This is a genomic window from Rhizobium sp. TH2, assembly GCF_024707525.1.
GTDB lineage: Bacteria > Pseudomonadota > Alphaproteobacteria > Rhizobiales > Rhizobiaceae > Rhizobium_E.
Genome location: NZ_CP062231.1, coordinates 4,808,877 through 4,824,600, shown reverse-complemented (window position 1 = coordinate 4,824,600; position 15,724 = coordinate 4,808,877). Strand labels below are relative to the sequence as shown.

Annotated in this window: 15 protein-coding genes; 12 read left to right on the top strand and 3 right to left on the bottom strand. The window is 60.2% G+C overall.

Translation table 11 applies throughout. The annotated features are described in order from the left end of the window. The first annotated feature begins 25 nt into the window (after window positions 1–25). From IHQ71_RS23495 to IHQ71_RS23485, 3 genes are all read left to right on the top strand, one after another. Window positions 26–259 (top strand): hypothetical protein, encoded by a 234-nt coding sequence (locus IHQ71_RS23495; RefSeq protein ID WP_258158825.1) that lies wholly within the window; start codon window positions 26–28, stop codon window positions 257–259. A gap of 231 nt (window positions 260–490) precedes the next feature. Then, window positions 491–1,387 carry a formyltetrahydrofolate deformylase gene (gene purU, locus IHQ71_RS23490; protein WP_258158824.1) on the top strand — a complete coding sequence of 299 codons (897 nt, stop codon included), beginning with the start codon at window positions 491–493 and terminating at the stop codon, window positions 1,385–1,387. Between the two features lie 314 nt (window positions 1,388–1,701). Then, window positions 1,702–2,469 (top strand): LuxR family transcriptional regulator, encoded by a 768-nt coding sequence (locus IHQ71_RS23485; protein WP_258158823.1) that lies wholly within the window; start codon window positions 1,702–1,704, stop codon window positions 2,467–2,469. A gap of 74 nt (window positions 2,470–2,543) precedes the next feature. Here IHQ71_RS23485 and IHQ71_RS23480 read toward each other — a convergent pair whose 3' ends face one another. After that, the gene (locus tag IHQ71_RS23480) at window positions 2,544–2,828 is read right to left on the bottom strand and encodes a type II toxin-antitoxin system RelE/ParE family toxin (protein WP_258158822.1); all 285 of its coding nucleotides are present in this window, start codon (window positions 2,826–2,828) and stop codon (window positions 2,544–2,546) included. Continuing rightward, window positions 2,815–3,084, bottom strand: coding sequence for a type II toxin-antitoxin system ParD family antitoxin (locus tag IHQ71_RS23475; RefSeq protein WP_258158821.1), 270 nt, complete (start codon window positions 3,082–3,084; stop codon window positions 2,815–2,817). Before IHQ71_RS23475 ends, IHQ71_RS23480 begins: the two co-directional genes overlap by 14 nt. 345 nt (window positions 3,085–3,429) lie before the next feature. Here IHQ71_RS23475 and pyc point away from each other — a divergent pair, with 345 nt between their 5' ends. Both pyc and IHQ71_RS23465 read left to right on the top strand, forming a co-directional pair. Further along, window positions 3,430–6,888: a pyruvate carboxylase gene (gene pyc, locus IHQ71_RS23470; protein ID WP_258158820.1), complete on the top strand. Its 3,459-nt coding sequence runs from the start codon at window positions 3,430–3,432 to the stop codon at window positions 6,886–6,888. Between the two features lie 182 nt (window positions 6,889–7,070). Next, window positions 7,071–8,708, top strand: a complete 1,638-nt coding sequence (locus IHQ71_RS23465) for a bifunctional diguanylate cyclase/phosphodiesterase (protein ID WP_258158819.1) — start codon at window positions 7,071–7,073, stop codon at window positions 8,706–8,708. A gap of 9 nt (window positions 8,709–8,717) precedes the next feature. On the opposite strand, the gene IHQ71_RS23460 is transcribed toward IHQ71_RS23465, so the two are convergent. Further along, window positions 8,718–9,821 carry an HPP family protein gene (locus IHQ71_RS23460; RefSeq protein WP_258158818.1) on the bottom strand — a complete coding sequence of 368 codons (1,104 nt, stop codon included), beginning with the start codon at window positions 9,819–9,821 and terminating at the stop codon, window positions 8,718–8,720. Window positions 9,822–10,055: 234 nt separating this feature from the next. Here IHQ71_RS23460 and IHQ71_RS23455 point away from each other — a divergent pair, with 234 nt between their 5' ends. The 7 genes from IHQ71_RS23455 to bfr all read left to right on the top strand — a co-directional run bounded on the left by IHQ71_RS23455 (window position 10,056) and on the right by bfr (window position 15,667). Continuing rightward, window positions 10,056–10,376: a hypothetical protein gene (locus IHQ71_RS23455; protein WP_258158817.1), complete on the top strand. Its 321-nt coding sequence runs from the start codon at window positions 10,056–10,058 to the stop codon at window positions 10,374–10,376. A 99-nt stretch (window positions 10,377–10,475) separates the two neighbouring features. Beyond that, the gene (locus IHQ71_RS23450) at window positions 10,476–11,261 is read left to right on the top strand and encodes a DeoR/GlpR family DNA-binding transcription regulator (RefSeq protein WP_258158816.1); all 786 of its coding nucleotides are present in this window, start codon (window positions 10,476–10,478) and stop codon (window positions 11,259–11,261) included. Window positions 11,262–11,347: 86 nt separating this feature from the next. Beyond that, window positions 11,348–12,544 carry an MFS transporter gene (locus IHQ71_RS23445; RefSeq protein ID WP_258158815.1) on the top strand — a complete coding sequence of 399 codons (1,197 nt, stop codon included), beginning with the start codon at window positions 11,348–11,350 and terminating at the stop codon, window positions 12,542–12,544. Between the two features lie 84 nt (window positions 12,545–12,628). Next, entirely contained in the window at window positions 12,629–13,228 is a 600-nt protein-coding gene (gene pncA / locus IHQ71_RS23440; protein WP_258158814.1) for a bifunctional nicotinamidase/pyrazinamidase, read from the top strand. Window positions 13,229–13,247: 19 nt separating this feature from the next. Continuing rightward, entirely contained in the window at window positions 13,248–14,555 is a 1,308-nt protein-coding gene (pncB, locus tag IHQ71_RS23435; RefSeq protein ID WP_258158813.1) for a nicotinate phosphoribosyltransferase, read from the top strand. A 176-nt stretch (window positions 14,556–14,731) separates the two neighbouring features. Beyond that, a complete protein-coding gene (locus IHQ71_RS23430; RefSeq protein ID WP_258158812.1) occupies window positions 14,732–15,043 on the top strand; it encodes a bacterioferritin-associated ferredoxin in 312 nt (103 codons plus the stop codon). A gap of 138 nt (window positions 15,044–15,181) precedes the next feature. Next, the gene (gene bfr / locus IHQ71_RS23425) at window positions 15,182–15,667 is read left to right on the top strand and encodes a bacterioferritin (protein WP_258158811.1); all 486 of its coding nucleotides are present in this window, start codon (window positions 15,182–15,184) and stop codon (window positions 15,665–15,667) included. The last annotated feature ends 57 nt before the right edge of the window (window positions 15,668–15,724 follow it).

Sequence of the window (15,724 nt, the reverse complement as noted above, 5' to 3'; positions counted from 1 at the left end):
GCTTCGATAGCCTTCGAATGCCAGCATGATTCGTGCAAATCACTTCGGGGCCGAAAACATGATGCCTGAGAAGATATCCGCCTGGACGTCTGTCGAATACGAAGCGGCAATTTCCGAGTTCGGAAAATTATGGAGTACCCGTTCGGGTAACACCCAGGACCGCCGCCTCGACCGGCTCGCAACGCTTCTGGATTCATACGAGGCTGAATACTATCAGGCGCAGCAGCCGGAACAACGCGCTGCAACGCAGTTCCGTTAGGGCAATTTCTGAAGTCGCATCTACCGCAGTGCACACGTTCGTGTTGCTTTCGGAGGCTGGCGGCAACATACATCAAATGACATCATGGACATCCGGGATTTCCCGCATGTCCGGCAAATCTTGAGAGCTTCGCACTTGGTGGGCGATGAACCCCTTGCCATGCTCTCGAACGCGCGATAATGCCGATCCGGAGCCTGAATTTCCGCAACGCAAGATCGATAGGCGCGCCTCATGACCAGCCCCACGAAAAGCTATGTATTGACCGTTACCTGCAAATCCACGCGCGGCATCGTCGCGGCGATCTCGGGTTTCCTCGCCGACAAGGGTTGTTACATCATCGATTCCAGCCAGTTCGATGACCTGGAGACGGGCCTGTTCTTCATGCGAATCACCTTCACCAGCCAGGAAGGCGCGGCTATCGAAGAGATCGACAAGGGTTTTGAGCCGGTCAAGGCCAAGTTCGGTATGACCAGCGAATTCCATGACAGCGACCACAAGATGAAGATCATGCTGATGGTATCGCGCTTCGGCCATTGCCTCAACGATCTGCTCTACCGCTGGAAGATCGGCGCGCTGCCGGTCGAGATCGTCGGCGTCGTGTCCAACCATTTCGATTACCAGAAGGTCATCGTCAACCACGACATTCCCTTCCACCACATCAACGTGACCAAGGCCAACAAGCCTGAGGCCGAGGCCCGCCTGATGGACGTCGTGACTGCGTCGGGCGCCGATCTGATCGTGCTTGCCCGCTACATGCAGGTGCTGTCGGATGCCGTCTGCAAGAAGATGTCGGGCCGGATCATCAACATCCACCACTCCTTCCTGCCGTCTTTCAAGGGCGCCAATCCCTATAAGCAGGCCTATGAGCGCGGCGTGAAGCTGATCGGCGCCACCGCGCATTACGTCACCGAGGATCTCGACGAAGGTCCGATCATCGAGCAGGATGTCGCACGCATCACGCATGCGCAGTCGGCGTCCGATTATGTCTCCATCGGCCGCGATGTCGAAAGCCAGGTCCTGGCCCGCGCGGTGCATGCGCATATCCATCACCGGGTGTTCATGAACGGCAACAAAACCATCGTCTTCCCCGCCAGCCCCGGTTCCTACGCGTCCGAACGCATGGGCTGATTCGGCGTCATTCGGATTGTACCATTGCCGCCCGTTCGTGCTATCGGCGAACGGGCGGAAACGTTTCCGCTCTCAAGGCCAGCGCGGCGGCGGGTGACGATCGATGCAACATAAATTTGTTGGCTGGTACGCAGTCTCAAAATGACGATTAGCAACAGGATATCGCGCATGGCCCGGAAAATTTCCGCCTTTGCCTCAAAATCCTGATAATTCAATGCCAGATTAGCGATAGCGAATCAAAGGCGATGCCCTTCAATCGGTCGCCGATGGATTGACCCGCGCATGTCACAAAGCGTAGGTCTCTGGACGAGGCATTGCAGTTTGGAACGGGGGCCAAGGTGCGTTTCGGCAATATCATGCATTATCTCGTCGCGATCGGCGAAGTTCCTGATCGTGACGTGGCGATCCGGGAGTTTGAGAAGCTGATCGATACGTTCGGCTTCAAATACTATTGTATTTTCCATGAGCCGAAGCCGATCGAGAACCCGGCCCAGCTCATCGTCGCGGCCAATTGGCCGGAGGCGTGGATCGCGCGCTACGTCGAGAAGAAATACATCGTCACGGACCCGACGATCCGGTTCCTGCTCCGCGCTAACAAAAGCTTCTCCTGGGAGCAGGCGGTGGAGGCCTACAAGAACAATCCGCAATATCGCCGCATGCAGAAGATGATGCAGGACGGCAAGGCCCATGGCCTCGGTTCCGGCTATATCTTCCCGGTCTTCGGCCGCAATGCGCTGATGGGTGCCACGACGCTCGGCGGTCCGGGCGAAATCGAGCTGACGCCTTCGGAAATCATGCTGCTGGAGACGGTGACACGCAGCACCTATTTCAAGCTCCTCGAATTCATGGGCGATGCCTATGCCGAGAAGGTTGCCGAAGGCACCGAGATTACACTCACCCATCGCGAGGTCCAGGCCTTGAGCCATATGGCCGATGGCTTAACGTCACCAGAGATCGCCGCCCTGTTGAAGGTCGCGCCGACGACGGTGGACTGGTATGGCGCCAGTCTTCAGGAGAAACTCGGCGCCAAGAACCGCAACCATGCGGTGGCACTAGGCCTGCGCCGGGGGCTGATCCCCTGATCGCCAACGGTTACGGCCGCAATTCGCTTAGGGGCAGGTCAAGACAAAATCGTCAATAGTTTGCTGAAGGCCAGTCAGCTTTGGTCGATGTCCTGACGGCCAATGATCCGCATGATTTCGACGGTATCGTCGATGATGCGATAATAAATGGAATCGACGCCGCATACGCTTCTTCTGTATCCTGGCCGAATATGATCGACGGATGGATAGAGATAAGGCTGCTCTGCTATCCGTTCAAAGCGGCGGAACAATGCATCGTAATACGCATCGGCTTGAGTCTCGCCGTATTCGGCCAGACCGCGTCCGTATATGCGACGGATGTCGTTCTGCGCCTCGTCGTTGAGCTTATAGCTGACCATTGCGCCGCATTTCTTCCTTGATCTCCGATAAGAGCGCTTCGGCTGAGATGGTTGAAGCGTCGCGCTTTTCGGCGGCGAGGAGTTTCGCGCGTATCGCTGAAATCTCGGAAGTCGTTTCCTGCTCCCGCAACTGGCGCTCGCGGATTAACTCGCGGATGACCTCGCTTTCATTGCCGTAATGTCCCGTCGTGATCTGCGTTTTCATCCAGTCACTCTGCTGATCGGTTACGGATATGCTCTTTTTCACCATCGACATGATGTCCACTCCATCCTAGTAAGATATCCTATTTTGTAGCATATTCTACTCTTCGCGTCATGAGCAATTTCACTTGCTTGGGTCTTTGTACGTAAGGCTCCCGTCCTTCTCGGCAGAAATCGACCCTGGGAACCGTCAGCGAAATGTGACGGAAATGAGTCAAAACCAAATTGACTTCGCACTGCAACGCGCTAAGACTTTTCGCGAGTGCAATATTTCTACCGTCCCGCAGCAATTTCTGGCGGAATGAGGCCGTTGCCGGTCGCTAATTGACCGCGCTCGGCGCCGGATTGGCGGTTCATTGCATGCCTGGTTTTGACGTCGCAGCCTGAGGAGGCCAGAGCCTTGCCCATCAAGAAGATACTCGTCGCCAACCGTTCGGAAATCGCCATCCGTGTCTTTCGCGCGGCCAATGAGCTGGGCATCAAGACCGTCGCGATCTGGGCGGAGGAGGACAAACTCGCGCTGCATCGTTTCAAGGCGGACGAGAGCTATCAGGTCGGGCGCGGTCCGCATCTCGATCGCGACCTTGGGCCGATCGAAAGCTATCTGTCGATCGATGAAGTGATCCGTGTTGCCAAGCTGTCGGGCGCCGATGCCATTCATCCGGGCTACGGCCTGCTGTCGGAAAGCCCAGAATTCGTCGATGCCTGCAAGGCTGCCGGCATCATCTTCATCGGGCCAAGCGGCGACACGATGCGCCGGCTGGGCAACAAGGTTGCCGCGCGCAATCTGGCAATCGAGATCGGCGTTCCCGTCGTGCCGGCCACGGAGCCACTGCCGGACGATATGGCTGCGGTGGCCAGGATGGCCGAGAAGATCGGCTATCCGATCATGCTCAAAGCCTCATGGGGCGGCGGCGGCCGCGGCATGCGCGCGATCCGTGACCCCAAGGATCTGGCGCGTGAAGTGGTGGAAGCCAAGCGCGAGGCGATGGCCGCTTTCGGCAAGGACGAGGTCTATCTCGAAAAGCTGGTCGAGCGTGCGCGCCATGTGGAAAGCCAGGTTCTCGGCGATACCCATGGCAATGTCGTGCATCTCTTCGAACGCGACTGTTCGGTCCAGCGCCGCAACCAGAAGGTCGTCGAGCGCGCACCGGCGCCCTATCTGACAGAGGCTCAGCGCACGGAGCTTGCTTCCTATTCGACCAGCATTGCCAAGGCGACCAACTATGTCGGCGCCGGCACGGTCGAATATCTGATGGATATGGACAGCGGCAAATTCTACTTCATCGAGGTCAATCCGCGCATCCAGGTCGAGCATACCGTCACCGAGCAGGTGACCGGCATCGACATCGTGAAGGCGCAGATCCATATCCTCGACGGCTATGCGATCGGGACACCGGAATCCGGCGTGCCGAAGCAGGAAGACATCAAGCTCAACGGTCATGCGCTCCAGTGCCGCATCACGACCGAGGATCCCGAGCAGAATTTCATCCCGGATTACGGCCGCATCACCGCCTATCGCGGCGCGACCGGCTTCGGCATCCGGCTCGATGGCGGCACCGCCTATTCCGGCGCGGTGATCACCCGCTTCTACGACCCGCTCTTGGAAAAGGTGACCGCCTGGGCGCCGACGCCGATTGAAGCGATCAAGCGCATGGAGCGGGCGCTCCGCGAATTCCGTATCCGTGGCGTGGCGACCAACTTGACCTTCCTCGAAGCGATCATCACGCATCCGTCTTTCCAGAACAACACCTACACGACCCGCTTCATCGACACGACCCCGGAGCTGTTTGCCCAGGTCAAGCGCCAGGACCGGGCAACGAAACTGCTGACTTACCTCGCCGACGTGACGATCAACGGTCATCCCGAGGCCAAGGGCCGCGCCCGGCCGCCGAAGGATGCGGCACTTCCGGTCGTGCCGTTCATCGACAAGCAGGTCGCACCCGGCACCAAGCAGTTGCTCGACGAGCTCGGCCCGAAGAAATTCGCGGAATGGATGACCAGCCAGAACCGCGTGCTGATGACCGACACCACCATGCGCGATGGCCACCAGTCGCTGCTCGCCACCCGTGTTCGTACCTTCGATATCGCCAATATCGCCGGGACCTATGCCAAGGCGCTGCCCAATCTCTTCTCGCTGGAATGCTGGGGCGGTGCGACCTTCGACGTCTCCATGCGCTTCCTGACCGAGGACCCGTGGGAGCGGCTCGCGCTGATCCGCGAGAATGCGCCGAACTTCCTGCTGCAGATGCTGCTGCGTGGCGCGAATGGTGTCGGCTACAAGAACTACCCCGACAATGTCGTGAAGTATTTCGTCCGCCAGGCGGCCAAGGGCGGCATTGATCTCTTCCGTGTGTTCGACTGCCTCAACTGGGTCGAGAACATGCGCGTCTCGATGGATGCGGTGATCGAGGAGAACAAGCTCTGCGAAGCAGCGATCTGCTACACGGGCGACATCCTCAATTCGGCGCGGCCGAAATACGATCTCAAATATTATGTCGGCCTGGCGCAGGAACTGGAAAAGGCCGGCGCCCATATCATCGCGTTGAAGGACATGGCCGGCCTGCTCAAGCCGCAGGCGGCGCGCATGCTGTTCCGCGAACTCACGCAGGCGACCTCGCTGCCGATCCATTTCCACACGCATGACACGTCGGGAATATCAGCCGCTACGGTGCTTGCGGCCGTCGAAGCTGGTGTCGATGTGGTCGATGCGGCGATGGATGCGCTGTCCGGCAATACGTCCCAGCCATGCCTGGGCTCGATCGTCGAGGCGCTGGCCGGCACCGAGCGTGACCCTGGCCTCGATCCGGCCTGGATCCGCCGCATCTCTTTCTATTGGGAGGCCGTGCGCACGCAATATGCGGCCTTCGAAAGCGACCTCAAGGGTCCTGCATCGGAAGTCTATCTCCACGAAATGCCGGGCGGCCAGTTCACCAATCTCAAGGAGCAGGCCCGTTCTCTCGGCCTTGAGGCCAAGTGGCACAGGGTGGCGCAGGCCTATGCCGATGCCAACCAGATGTTCGGCGACATCGTCAAGGTCACGCCGTCCTCCAAGGTCGTCGGCGACATGGCGCTGATGATGGTCAGCCAGGATCTCACCGTCGAGGATGTCGTCAATCCGGCCAAGGAAATCTCTTTCCCGGATTCGGTCGTCTCGATGCTGAAGGGCGATCTGGGTCAGCCACCGTCGGGCTGGCCGGAAGCGTTGCAGAAGAAGGCCCTCAAGGGTGAGGCGGCGTATACCGTGCGTCCGGGCTCGCTGCTGCCGCCTGCCGATCTCGACAAGGAACGCAAGGAGATCGAGACCAAGCTCGAACGCAAGGTTTCCGATTTCGAATTCGCCTCCTACCTCATGTATCCCAAGGTGTTCACCGAATTCGCGGTTGCGGCGGATACCTATGGTCCCGTCTCGGTGCTGCCGACGCATGCCTATTTCTATGGCATCGAGCAGGGCGAGGAACTGTTTGCCGATATCGAGCGCGGCAAGACGCTTGTCATCCTCAACCAGGCGCAGGGCGAGACCGACCAGAAGGGCATGGTCACCGTGTTCTTCGAGTTCAACGGCCAGCCGCGTCGCATCAAGGTGCCGGACCGGGCGCATGGCGCATCCAATGGCGCGGTCCGCCGCAAGGTGGAAGTGGGCAATGCCGCCCAGGTCGGCGCGCCCATGCCGGGCGTCATCTCGACCGTCGGCGTCGCGACCGGCCAGCAGGTCAAGGCCGGCGACGTGCTGCTCTCGATCGAGGCGATGAAGATGGAAACCGCGCTGCATGCGGAAAAGGACGGCACGATCGCTGAAGTCCTGGTCAAGGCCGGCGACCAGATCGACGCCAAGGATCTGCTGATCGTCTTCGGCTGATACCAGGCATATCCATCGGACCATTGAAGCGCCGGGTTCCAGCCCGGCGCTTTTTCATATTCGATTCACGATATCGACAGCTTTTCCCATGCAGCTTTGCCGATACGGACAATTTTAATCAAAGTTTCAGCGCTGGTTGATACTTGTCAGGTCCGATATCACGGCACTCCCTGGATACAGCCATGAAGAACGACCTTATCGATTCCCATAGCGCAGCGCCTGCGATGGCGCGTTTCCGGCTGCAGAGCCTGGCAATTGCCGGCGTCACGGTCTGCCTGTTCCTGCTCGCGGTTTCGAACAATTTCTATGGCAAGCTCCAGGCTCTGGTGAATGGCGACCCGTGGGTCCAGACCGGCCAGAAGATGCGCGACATCGGCATCGAATTGGTGATCCGCCCTGAAACGGCCTCCGCCTATAGCCTCGACAACATCCTGACCTTCGGCCTCTTCGCCAGTCTCGGCCTCTCGGCCTTCGCTTTCCAGCAGTCGTGGCGGCTGCGCCGGGCGCTCGAACGCCAGCAGCGGGCCGAGCAGGAAAGCCGCCGGCTCGCCATGCAGGACCAGTTGACGGGTCTCGCCAACCGCCGCAAATTCGAGGAGTTCGGTGCTCATTTCCTGAGCGGAAAGGCACAGTTCGAACGCCGTGCCGTGCTGCTCATCGATCTCGATCACTTCAAGCCGGTCAACGACGTCTATGGTCACGCCGCCGGCGATCAGGTTCTGGTCGACTATGCGAGCCGTATCGAGAAGCATTTCCCGGGCGGCCTCGTGGCGCGTTTCGGCGGCGATGAATTCGCCGTCATCACCCCGCCGCTCGCAAACGAGAGCGAGGCCAATGGCTATGCGCGCGCCTGCATCGCCGGCATCAGCGAGCCGTTCCATTTCAACGACGCGATCCTGCATCTCGGTGCTTCGGTCGGTGTGGCGCTGTTCGGCAAGGATGGGGATACGATCGGCGAGGTGCTGCGCCGCGCCGATATCGCGCTCTACAAGGCCAAGCATGCCGGCCGCCATCAGGTCGCGTTCTTCGAGAACGAGCTTGAGCATGTGGTCAAGGAGCGCAACTGGATCGAGTCCGAGCTGCACAAGGCGCTCAAGGACAATTCGATCGTTCCCTTTTTCCAGCCCATCGTCGATCTCGCGACCCGCGATGTGATCGGTTACGAGGCGCTGGCCCGCTGGCGCCATGCCGAGCGCGGGCTGATCAGCCCGGCCGAATTCATTCCCGTGGCGGAATCATGCGGCCTGATGGCCCAGCTCGGCGAGCAGATGTTGCGTAAGGCCAGCCTCGCGGCACTCACCTGGCCGGCCCATATCAAGCTCTCGGTCAATCTTTCGCCGGTTCAGCTCCGGGAAAAGACGCTTGGTCTCAAGATCATCTCCATCCTCGGCGAGACCGGCCTTTCGCCGCACCGCCTTGAGGTCGAGATCACCGAGAACGCGCTCGTCGCCGATCTGGTCACCGCGCGCGATACGATCGACCAACTTCGCGCCGCCGGCATCACCATCGCGCTCGATGATTTCGGCACCGGCCATTCGACGCTGCAGCATTTGAGAAGCTGCAAGTTCGACAAGCTCAAGATCGACCGCAGCTTCGTCGCCTCGCTGCAGGACAACCACGAGAGCCGCCTCATCGTCGATGCGATCCTCGGCCTGTCGCGCAGCTTCGGGATCCGCTGCACGGCGGAGGGCATCGAAGAGCAGGCTGAACTCGATTTTCTCCACGGCTGGGGCTGCACGGAAGGCCAGGGCTATCTGTTCGGCAAACCGACGGAAGAAGCCCAGCTCGATGGCGTCAGGGCACGGCTGGCCGCGGCCTGAGGCCAGCGCCTAAATTCCACGTCCGTCAAGCATGACTTCGTCAGGCCTGCGCACAACTGAGAGGCTCTTGGCGAGTGCCGCGAGCAAATCTGTCTGTGAGACGATTCCGGCCACCGCGTGATTTTCCCCGACAACAACCACTGCGTGGTTCCGGCCATCGGTCAGGCTGGGCAGAAGGCTGACCGCTGGCGCATCGGGCGAAGCGGTCGCTGCCCGTGACATCGGCATGGGTGCATCATCCGGCAACCCAGCCAGTTCCCGCAATCCAACAGTTCCCACCAGCCGCCTTTCGCCATTCAAGACGGGAAGCGTGCGGATATCGTGCTCCAGCAACAGCCTGCGTGCCGTTGCGGGGCCGTCTTCCGCGGAGACACTGACCACGTCTCGCGACATGATGTCGGCGCAGACGAGTTCGGCATGCGCACGGTTGAGCGCCTTGGCCTCGACCGTCCGCAGAATGCGGTCGAGATCCTCGCGATCGATATCAAGGGTTTCGTTGAATTCCGAAAGGGCCGCGTCGATATCCTGCTTGTTGAAACCGACCCGCATGGCCGGCGGCACGTCCGCGGTCTTGTGGGTATTGGCGACGGGCGCGGGCCTGTGGGGATAGTTGCGCTTTGCCAGCCGGTGGAAGACAAGACCCAGCAGGACCAGGATGACGGAATTGATCGCCACCGGCACGAAGGGGAACCAGAAGCCGGCCGAGACTACCGCCGGCCCGCCGATCACCGCCGTCAGTGCCGCAGCACCGCCAGGTGGATGCAGCGAACGGGTGAGGGACATGGCCAAAATGGCAAGCCCGACCGCCAGGCCCACGGCAAGCATGGGATTGCCGACATAGTGGGCGACGGTGACGCCGACCAGTGCCGATATCGTATTGCCGCCGACGATCGGCCAGGGCTGGGCCAAAGGGCTCGCAGGCACCGCGAACAGCAGCACGGCGGAAGCGCCGATCGGCGCGACGATCAGCGGAAAATGCTCCGGCGTTCCGAATACATAGCCGCATGTCAGCGCCGTCACGCATATGCCGAGCAGGGCGCCCGCGCAGCCAATAAGGCGCTCCTGAAGGGTAGCACCGGCGAGTATGGGATTGAAAAGCTTCAATTTAGGCACTTTGCTGAGAATTTGTTCAATTGTCCGAGGCGCCACGTCTTCGACAGGGAGAATGTGGCGATGGAATAATCACATTTGGCATAGTTGCACAAGATTTTCGCGTTCCGTGCGTCGCCTCCGACATCATTTGCCGCATCGATGGGCAGATGGTGTCTGGCATCGAACTTGCTTCGAACCTGCTGTCCGGCTGGCGTTCCTGCTCCGCCGGACGAATATCGAGGCCGGAGAGTGACGATGAACGGCAATATGGTGCCCATGGTGTTGCTGGTCGCGGCCATTGCGCTGAGTTGGCCGAAATTCCTGGCCATGTTCAGGATCGAGACGAATCCGGCGGCAACGGAACTGGCAATCATATCGGCTGCCTCTGCCGCATGTCTCGGCGCATCAGGACTTGCCCTGCAGCAATACGGTGCCGCCGCTGGTGCAATCATATGTGTTGTCGGCCTCGGAGCGGGGCAATTTCTCCGCAAGGGCGCAACTGTCGCACGACTGGAGACCACGCTCTCCATCGCCTGCCTCGCCATTTTCCTCGCTGCAAAAGCGCCGGTTCTCTAAGTTTCAAGCCCTAGCTTAAGAAATCAAGCTGCCGGATCGGCTTGACGAGTGGTGCACGTTTGTGCATGATTGCGTCAGTTGTTGCCGGATTCAATTCTTATGAACGTTGCCGACCTCTTGCTCCATGAAAGGCAGAGCCTCATCCTGAAACGCCTTCAGGGCGAGGGCCGGATTATCGCGGCCGCGCTCGCACAGGAACTGGCGATCTCGGAGGATACGATCAGGCGGGATCTTCGCGAGATGGCGGCGGCGGGCCTCTGCCGGCGGGTCTATGGTGGCGCGCTTCCCGTCATGACCGACGATTCGAGCCTCACGGAGCGACTCCAGCTGAAGCCGGAGCGTAAGGATGCCATGGCGCGCGCGGCCGTGCCGCTTTTCGAGTCGGGAATGACACTGTTCATCGATGCGGGTTCGACCAATCTCGCCATCGCGCAAGCCATTCCGCCTGGGTTGAAGCTCACGGTCATCACTAATTCCCCGATGGTCGCGTCTGCCCTTCTCGACCGCAGTGAGATCGATGTCGTTGTGCTCGGCGGCAAGCTCGATCACCGCACCGGTGGTGTGATCGGCGCCAAGGCCATGGCCGACGCATCCAATTTCCATCCCGATATCTGCGTGCTGGGCAGCTGCGGCTTCGAGGCTGCGACCGGCATCAGCGCGCAGGATTTCGACGAGGCCGAGTTCAAGCGCTTCATTGCACTTAGGTCGCGCTCCGTGCTTGCCGCCGTGACGAACGAGAAGCTCGGCGCCGCCGCGCCCTTCGAGGTCGTGCCTGTCGGGAAGCGAGACCATGTCGTGCTCGAACATGATGCCGAGGCGGGATATGTGCGTGACCTGACGCGCGCCGGTGTCAATGTCATCGTCGCCCATCCCACCCCCTCGTGACCCTCAGAATCATCCGCAATGATGGGTAGTGGACTTGAACCTGCCTTCAACGCGCTGCAAAAGAACGCCGAAAACTGGACATGACAATGGTTGACCGGACTCTCCCCACACCGGCCCTGATCGGCCGCTATCCGCGCGAGCGCATCGCCGTCAAGCTCTTGTTCCTCGCCAACGGGCTCTATGCAGGCGCCTGGTCGCTCAAGGTGCCCGAGCTCGCCGACCGGCTGATGCTGTCGCCCTTCTATGTCAGCCTGCTTGTCGTCTGCTACGGCGTCGGCTCGGTCACCATCATGCCCTTCTGCGGCGCTGGTATCGCGAAATACGGTTCCAGTGTCGTGGCCAAGGTCACGGGCTCGATCTGGCTCTTCGCCATGCTGCTGATCACGCTGGCGCCGAATGTCTGGACGGCGGGCATGGCCGTCTTCCTGTTCGGCGGCTTTGCCGGCGCCATGGATGTCGCGATGAATGCCAATGCCGTGGAAGTCGAGAAATCGATGCGCAAGGCGATCATGTCGTCCTGCCACGCCTTCTGGAGCCTCGGCGCGCTGTTAGGCTCCGCGGCCAGCGGCTATATGATCGATACGCTCGGGCCGCTCGCCCATGCGCTCATCATCACCGGCGTCAGCGCCGCCGTGCTTTTCTCCGCGCTCTCGATGATCCTGCATGACGGCCCCCATGTCGAGGATATCCATGAAGCGGCGGCGCCGAAGACGAGCCTGTTCAAGAGCCCACTGCCCTGGCTGCTCGGCATCGTGGCGCTGTTCTGCATGGTGCAGGAAGGCGTGGTGATCGACTGGTCGGCGCTCTACCTGAACAAGGAACTCGGCTCGACCCTGACGATCTCGGCCTTCGCGGCGGGCGCCATGCATGGCGCGATGACCATCATGCGGCTGTTCGGCGATGGCATACGCGATCGCTTCGGAGCGGTCAGGACGATGCAGGTTTCGGGCGTCATCGCCTTTGTCGGCATGCTGATCGCCGGTTTTGCGCCCAACGCCTATGTGGCGATCGCCGGCTTCGCGCTCTGCGGCGTCGGCGTCTCCAACATGGTGCCGATCGCCTTTTCGGCGGCGGGCAATCTGCCTGGGATGGCCAAGGGCGTCGGGCTGTCGGTCGTCACGATCATGGGCTATTCCGGCACGCTCTTCCTGCCCACGCTGTTCGGTTTCGTGGCCGAGCATACGGGCTTTGCGGCAATCTTCATCGGCACGCCGATGCTGCTCATCGTGGTGCTCCTGCTCTCCAACCTCACCCGCCATGCGGACGGCATCAAGGGTCATTGAGATCGCCGTTGGGCTCGGCTGCACTTGTGCGAAATCCACAAACATGATTGACCTTTGACGCTCAAGGTTTCGAAGAGGTTTGGCATGGCCGGCAAGGCGCTTGTTGTCATCGACATGCAGTATGATTTTTGCCCGGGCGGCGCGCTGGCGGTGGCAGGCGGCGATGAGATCATTCCGGTCATCAACCGCCTGATATCAGACCACGAGCATGTCATTCTTACGCAGGATTGGCACCCCGCCGGCCATTCGAGCTTCGCCTCTAGCCATCCGGGCAAGGCGCCGTTCGAGATGGTTGAGATGCCCTATGGACCGCAGACGCTGTGGCCGGATCATTGCGTGCAGGGCACGCGTGGCGCCGAACTCCATGACGCGCTGGATCGGACGAACGCCGAACTGGTGCTCCACAAGGGATTCCACCACGAGATCGACTCCTATTCCGCCTTTTACGAAAACGACAGGACGACGCCGACCGGCCTCGTCGGCTATCTCCGGGAATGCGGTATTTCCGAAGTCGTGCTCTGCGGCCTCGCCACAGATTTCTGCGTCGCCTATTCTGCGCTCGACGCTGCCGGTCACGGGTTTGCTACCACGGTCATTCTCGATGCCTGCCGCGGCATTGACCTCAATGGGTCGATGGCCGCGATGAATGAACAAATGAAAGCCGCCGGCGTCACGCTGGTCTGACAGATGACTGGAGGCCGCCATGGCCGCGAAGACCGATATTGCCCGCCGCGTTTGGAGCCATGCCTGGAAGCTCGATCCGATCGTGCGCTCGCTGCTCGATACCGATTTCTACAAGCTGCTGATGCTGCAGATGATCTGGAAGATGCATCCGGATGTCGACACGACGTTCTCGGTGATCAATCGTTCGAAATCGGTGCGGCTCGCCGACGACATCGACGAACAGGAACTGCGCGACCAGCTCGATCATGCGCGCGACCTCAGGTTCTCCAAAAAGGAAATGATCTGGCTCGCGGGTAACACGTTCTACGGCCGCCAGCAGATTTTCGAGCCCGAGTTCCTCGCCTGGCTATCGACCTTCCAGCTGCCGGAATACGAGCTCTCGCGCAGGGACGGCCAGTATGAGCTCACCTTCGCCGGCCGCTGGGCGGAGACCACGATGTGGGAAATCCCGGCGCTCGCCATCATCAACGAACTCCGCTCGCGCGCGGCGATGAAGGGTCTCGGCCAGTTCACGCTCGATGTCATCTATGCGCGCGCCAAGTCGCGGATGTGGGAGAAGGTGCAGCGCCTCCGGCAATATCCGGGCCTCAGGATTTCCGATTTCGGCACGCGGCGGCGGCACTCCTTCCTCTGGCAGCGCTGGTGCGTCGAAGCGCTCAAGGAAGGCATCGGCCCGGCTTTTACCGGCACGTCGAACGTGCTGCTCGCCATGGATACCGACCTCGAAGCTGTCGGCACCAATGCGCATGAACTGCCGATGGTCAGCGCCGCGCTCGCCGAGACCGACGCCGAACTCGCGGAGGCGCCCTACAAGATCCTCAAGGATTGGGAACGGCTCTATGGCGGCAACCTGCTGATTGTTCTGCCCGATGCCTTCGGTACATCTTCCTTTCTGCGCCACGCGCCGGACTGGGTGGCCGACTGGACAGGCTTCCGCCCCGACAGCGCCCCGCCGATCGAAGGCGGCGAGAAGATCATCGCCTGGTGGAAGAGCCATGGCCGCGACCCCAGGGAAAAGCTGCTGATCTTCTCGGATGGCCTCGACGTCGATACGATCATCGAAACCTACAAGCATTTCCAGGGCCGGGTGCGCATGAGCTTCGGCTGGGGCACCAACCTGACCAATGATTTCGAGGATTGCGTGCCCGACGAGGTGACCGGGCTCAATCCGATCTCCGTGGTCTGCAAGGTCGTGGAGGCCAATGGCCGTCCGGCCGTCAAGCTCTCTGACAATCCCAACAAGGCGACGGGAATCGCCTCCGAGGTCGAGCGCTACAAGAAATTCTTCGGCACCGAGGACTTCGTCCTGCAGAAGGTGAAGGTCTGAACGCACTGTTCAGCCTTCACGTTTTCCGGGGGAAGCGCTTGGAATGCGCGATTTTGTCACTTTCTTTGGTCGCGCGTCCCAATTTCTTATGACTGCGACAATTCCATATCTTGACAGCAGCAGTCCCCTTTTGATTAAAGAGGGTATATTTCTGAATCGGCCCGGAATTCCCTGCCATGATGGTTTGCTCCTGCAACCTGATCACCGACAAAGACATCAAGGAAGCGATCATCTCGCTGCTTGACGAGGACTGTTGGCAGTTGATCGTGCCGGGCAAGGTTTATCACGCCCTGCAAAAGCGTGGCCGTTGCTGCGGTTGCTTCCCCAATGTCGTCGATATCATCGTCAAGACCACCGAGGAATATCACGCAGCCCGGACATCCGAAGGCGAAGAAGTCGTGGTCTTCATGGAACGCCTGCGCGTTTTCAAGGAAGAGCAGAAGATCGCCATCCACGCGCGCCGCGAACGTATGGCGCAGGTCGCCTGATTCCCCCCACTCATTGTTTTCATGACATTCCGATCTCCTTTGGAACGATTCTATTTTTTGAATCATTCTAAATTTGGCTCGACATATCAGCCAATTCCTGCTTTGATTATCCCGAAATAATCAGCAGGGAGAACCAAAATGAAGGGCGATCCGAAAGTCATCGAGCGTCTCAACCAGGCGCTTTTCCTCGAACTCGGCGCGGTCAACCAGTATTGGGTGCATTTCCGCCTGCTCGAGGACTGGGGTTACCAGAAGCTCGCCAAGAAGGAGCGCGCCGAATCGATCGAAGAGATGCATCATGCCGACCGCCTGGTCGCCCGCATCATCTTCCTCGAAGGCCATCCGAACCTCCAGACGCTGGCGCCGCTCAGGATCGGCCAGAACATCAAGGAAGTGCTGGAAGCCGATCTCGCGGGCGAATACGACGCGCGCACGGCCTACAAGCAGTCCCGCGACATCTGTCACGCGGCCGGCGACTATGTTTCCATGAAGCTGTTCGAGGAGCTGCTCGGCGACGAGGAAGGCCATATCGACTTCCTCGAGACCCAGCTCGATTTGCTTGGGAAACTGGGCGTGGAGAAATATGGCCAGCTCAACGCGGAACCGGCCAACGAGGCGGAGTGAGCTAGGCGGTAGCGAGAATCGTCCAACCCCGGTCGCATTGCGGTCGGGGTTTTGCGT

Coding starts and splice junctions, on each gene's coding strand:
- pncA (WP_258158814.1), top strand. CDS start 12,629: ATGGCCGGCAAGGCGCTTGTTGTCATCGACATGCAGTATGATTTTTGC.
- IHQ71_RS23475 (WP_258158821.1), bottom strand. CDS start 3,084: ATGTCGATGGTGAAAAAGAGCATATCCGTAACCGATCAGCAGAGTGAC.
- IHQ71_RS23430 (WP_258158812.1), top strand. CDS start 14,732: ATGATGGTTTGCTCCTGCAACCTGATCACCGACAAAGACATCAAGGAA.
- IHQ71_RS23480 (WP_258158822.1), bottom strand. CDS start 2,828: ATGGTCAGCTATAAGCTCAACGACGAGGCGCAGAACGACATCCGTCGC.
- pncB (WP_258158813.1), top strand. CDS start 13,248: ATGGCCGCGAAGACCGATATTGCCCGCCGCGTTTGGAGCCATGCCTGG.
- IHQ71_RS23455 (WP_258158817.1), top strand. CDS start 10,056: ATGAACGGCAATATGGTGCCCATGGTGTTGCTGGTCGCGGCCATTGCG.
- IHQ71_RS23450 (WP_258158816.1), top strand. CDS start 10,476: ATGAACGTTGCCGACCTCTTGCTCCATGAAAGGCAGAGCCTCATCCTG.
- purU (WP_258158824.1), top strand. CDS start 491: ATGACCAGCCCCACGAAAAGCTATGTATTGACCGTTACCTGCAAATCC.
- IHQ71_RS23465 (WP_258158819.1), top strand. CDS start 7,071: ATGAAGAACGACCTTATCGATTCCCATAGCGCAGCGCCTGCGATGGCG.
- IHQ71_RS23495 (WP_258158825.1), top strand. CDS start 26: ATGATTCGTGCAAATCACTTCGGGGCCGAAAACATGATGCCTGAGAAG.
- IHQ71_RS23445 (WP_258158815.1), top strand. CDS start 11,348: ATGGTTGACCGGACTCTCCCCACACCGGCCCTGATCGGCCGCTATCCG.
- bfr (WP_258158811.1), top strand. CDS start 15,182: ATGAAGGGCGATCCGAAAGTCATCGAGCGTCTCAACCAGGCGCTTTTC.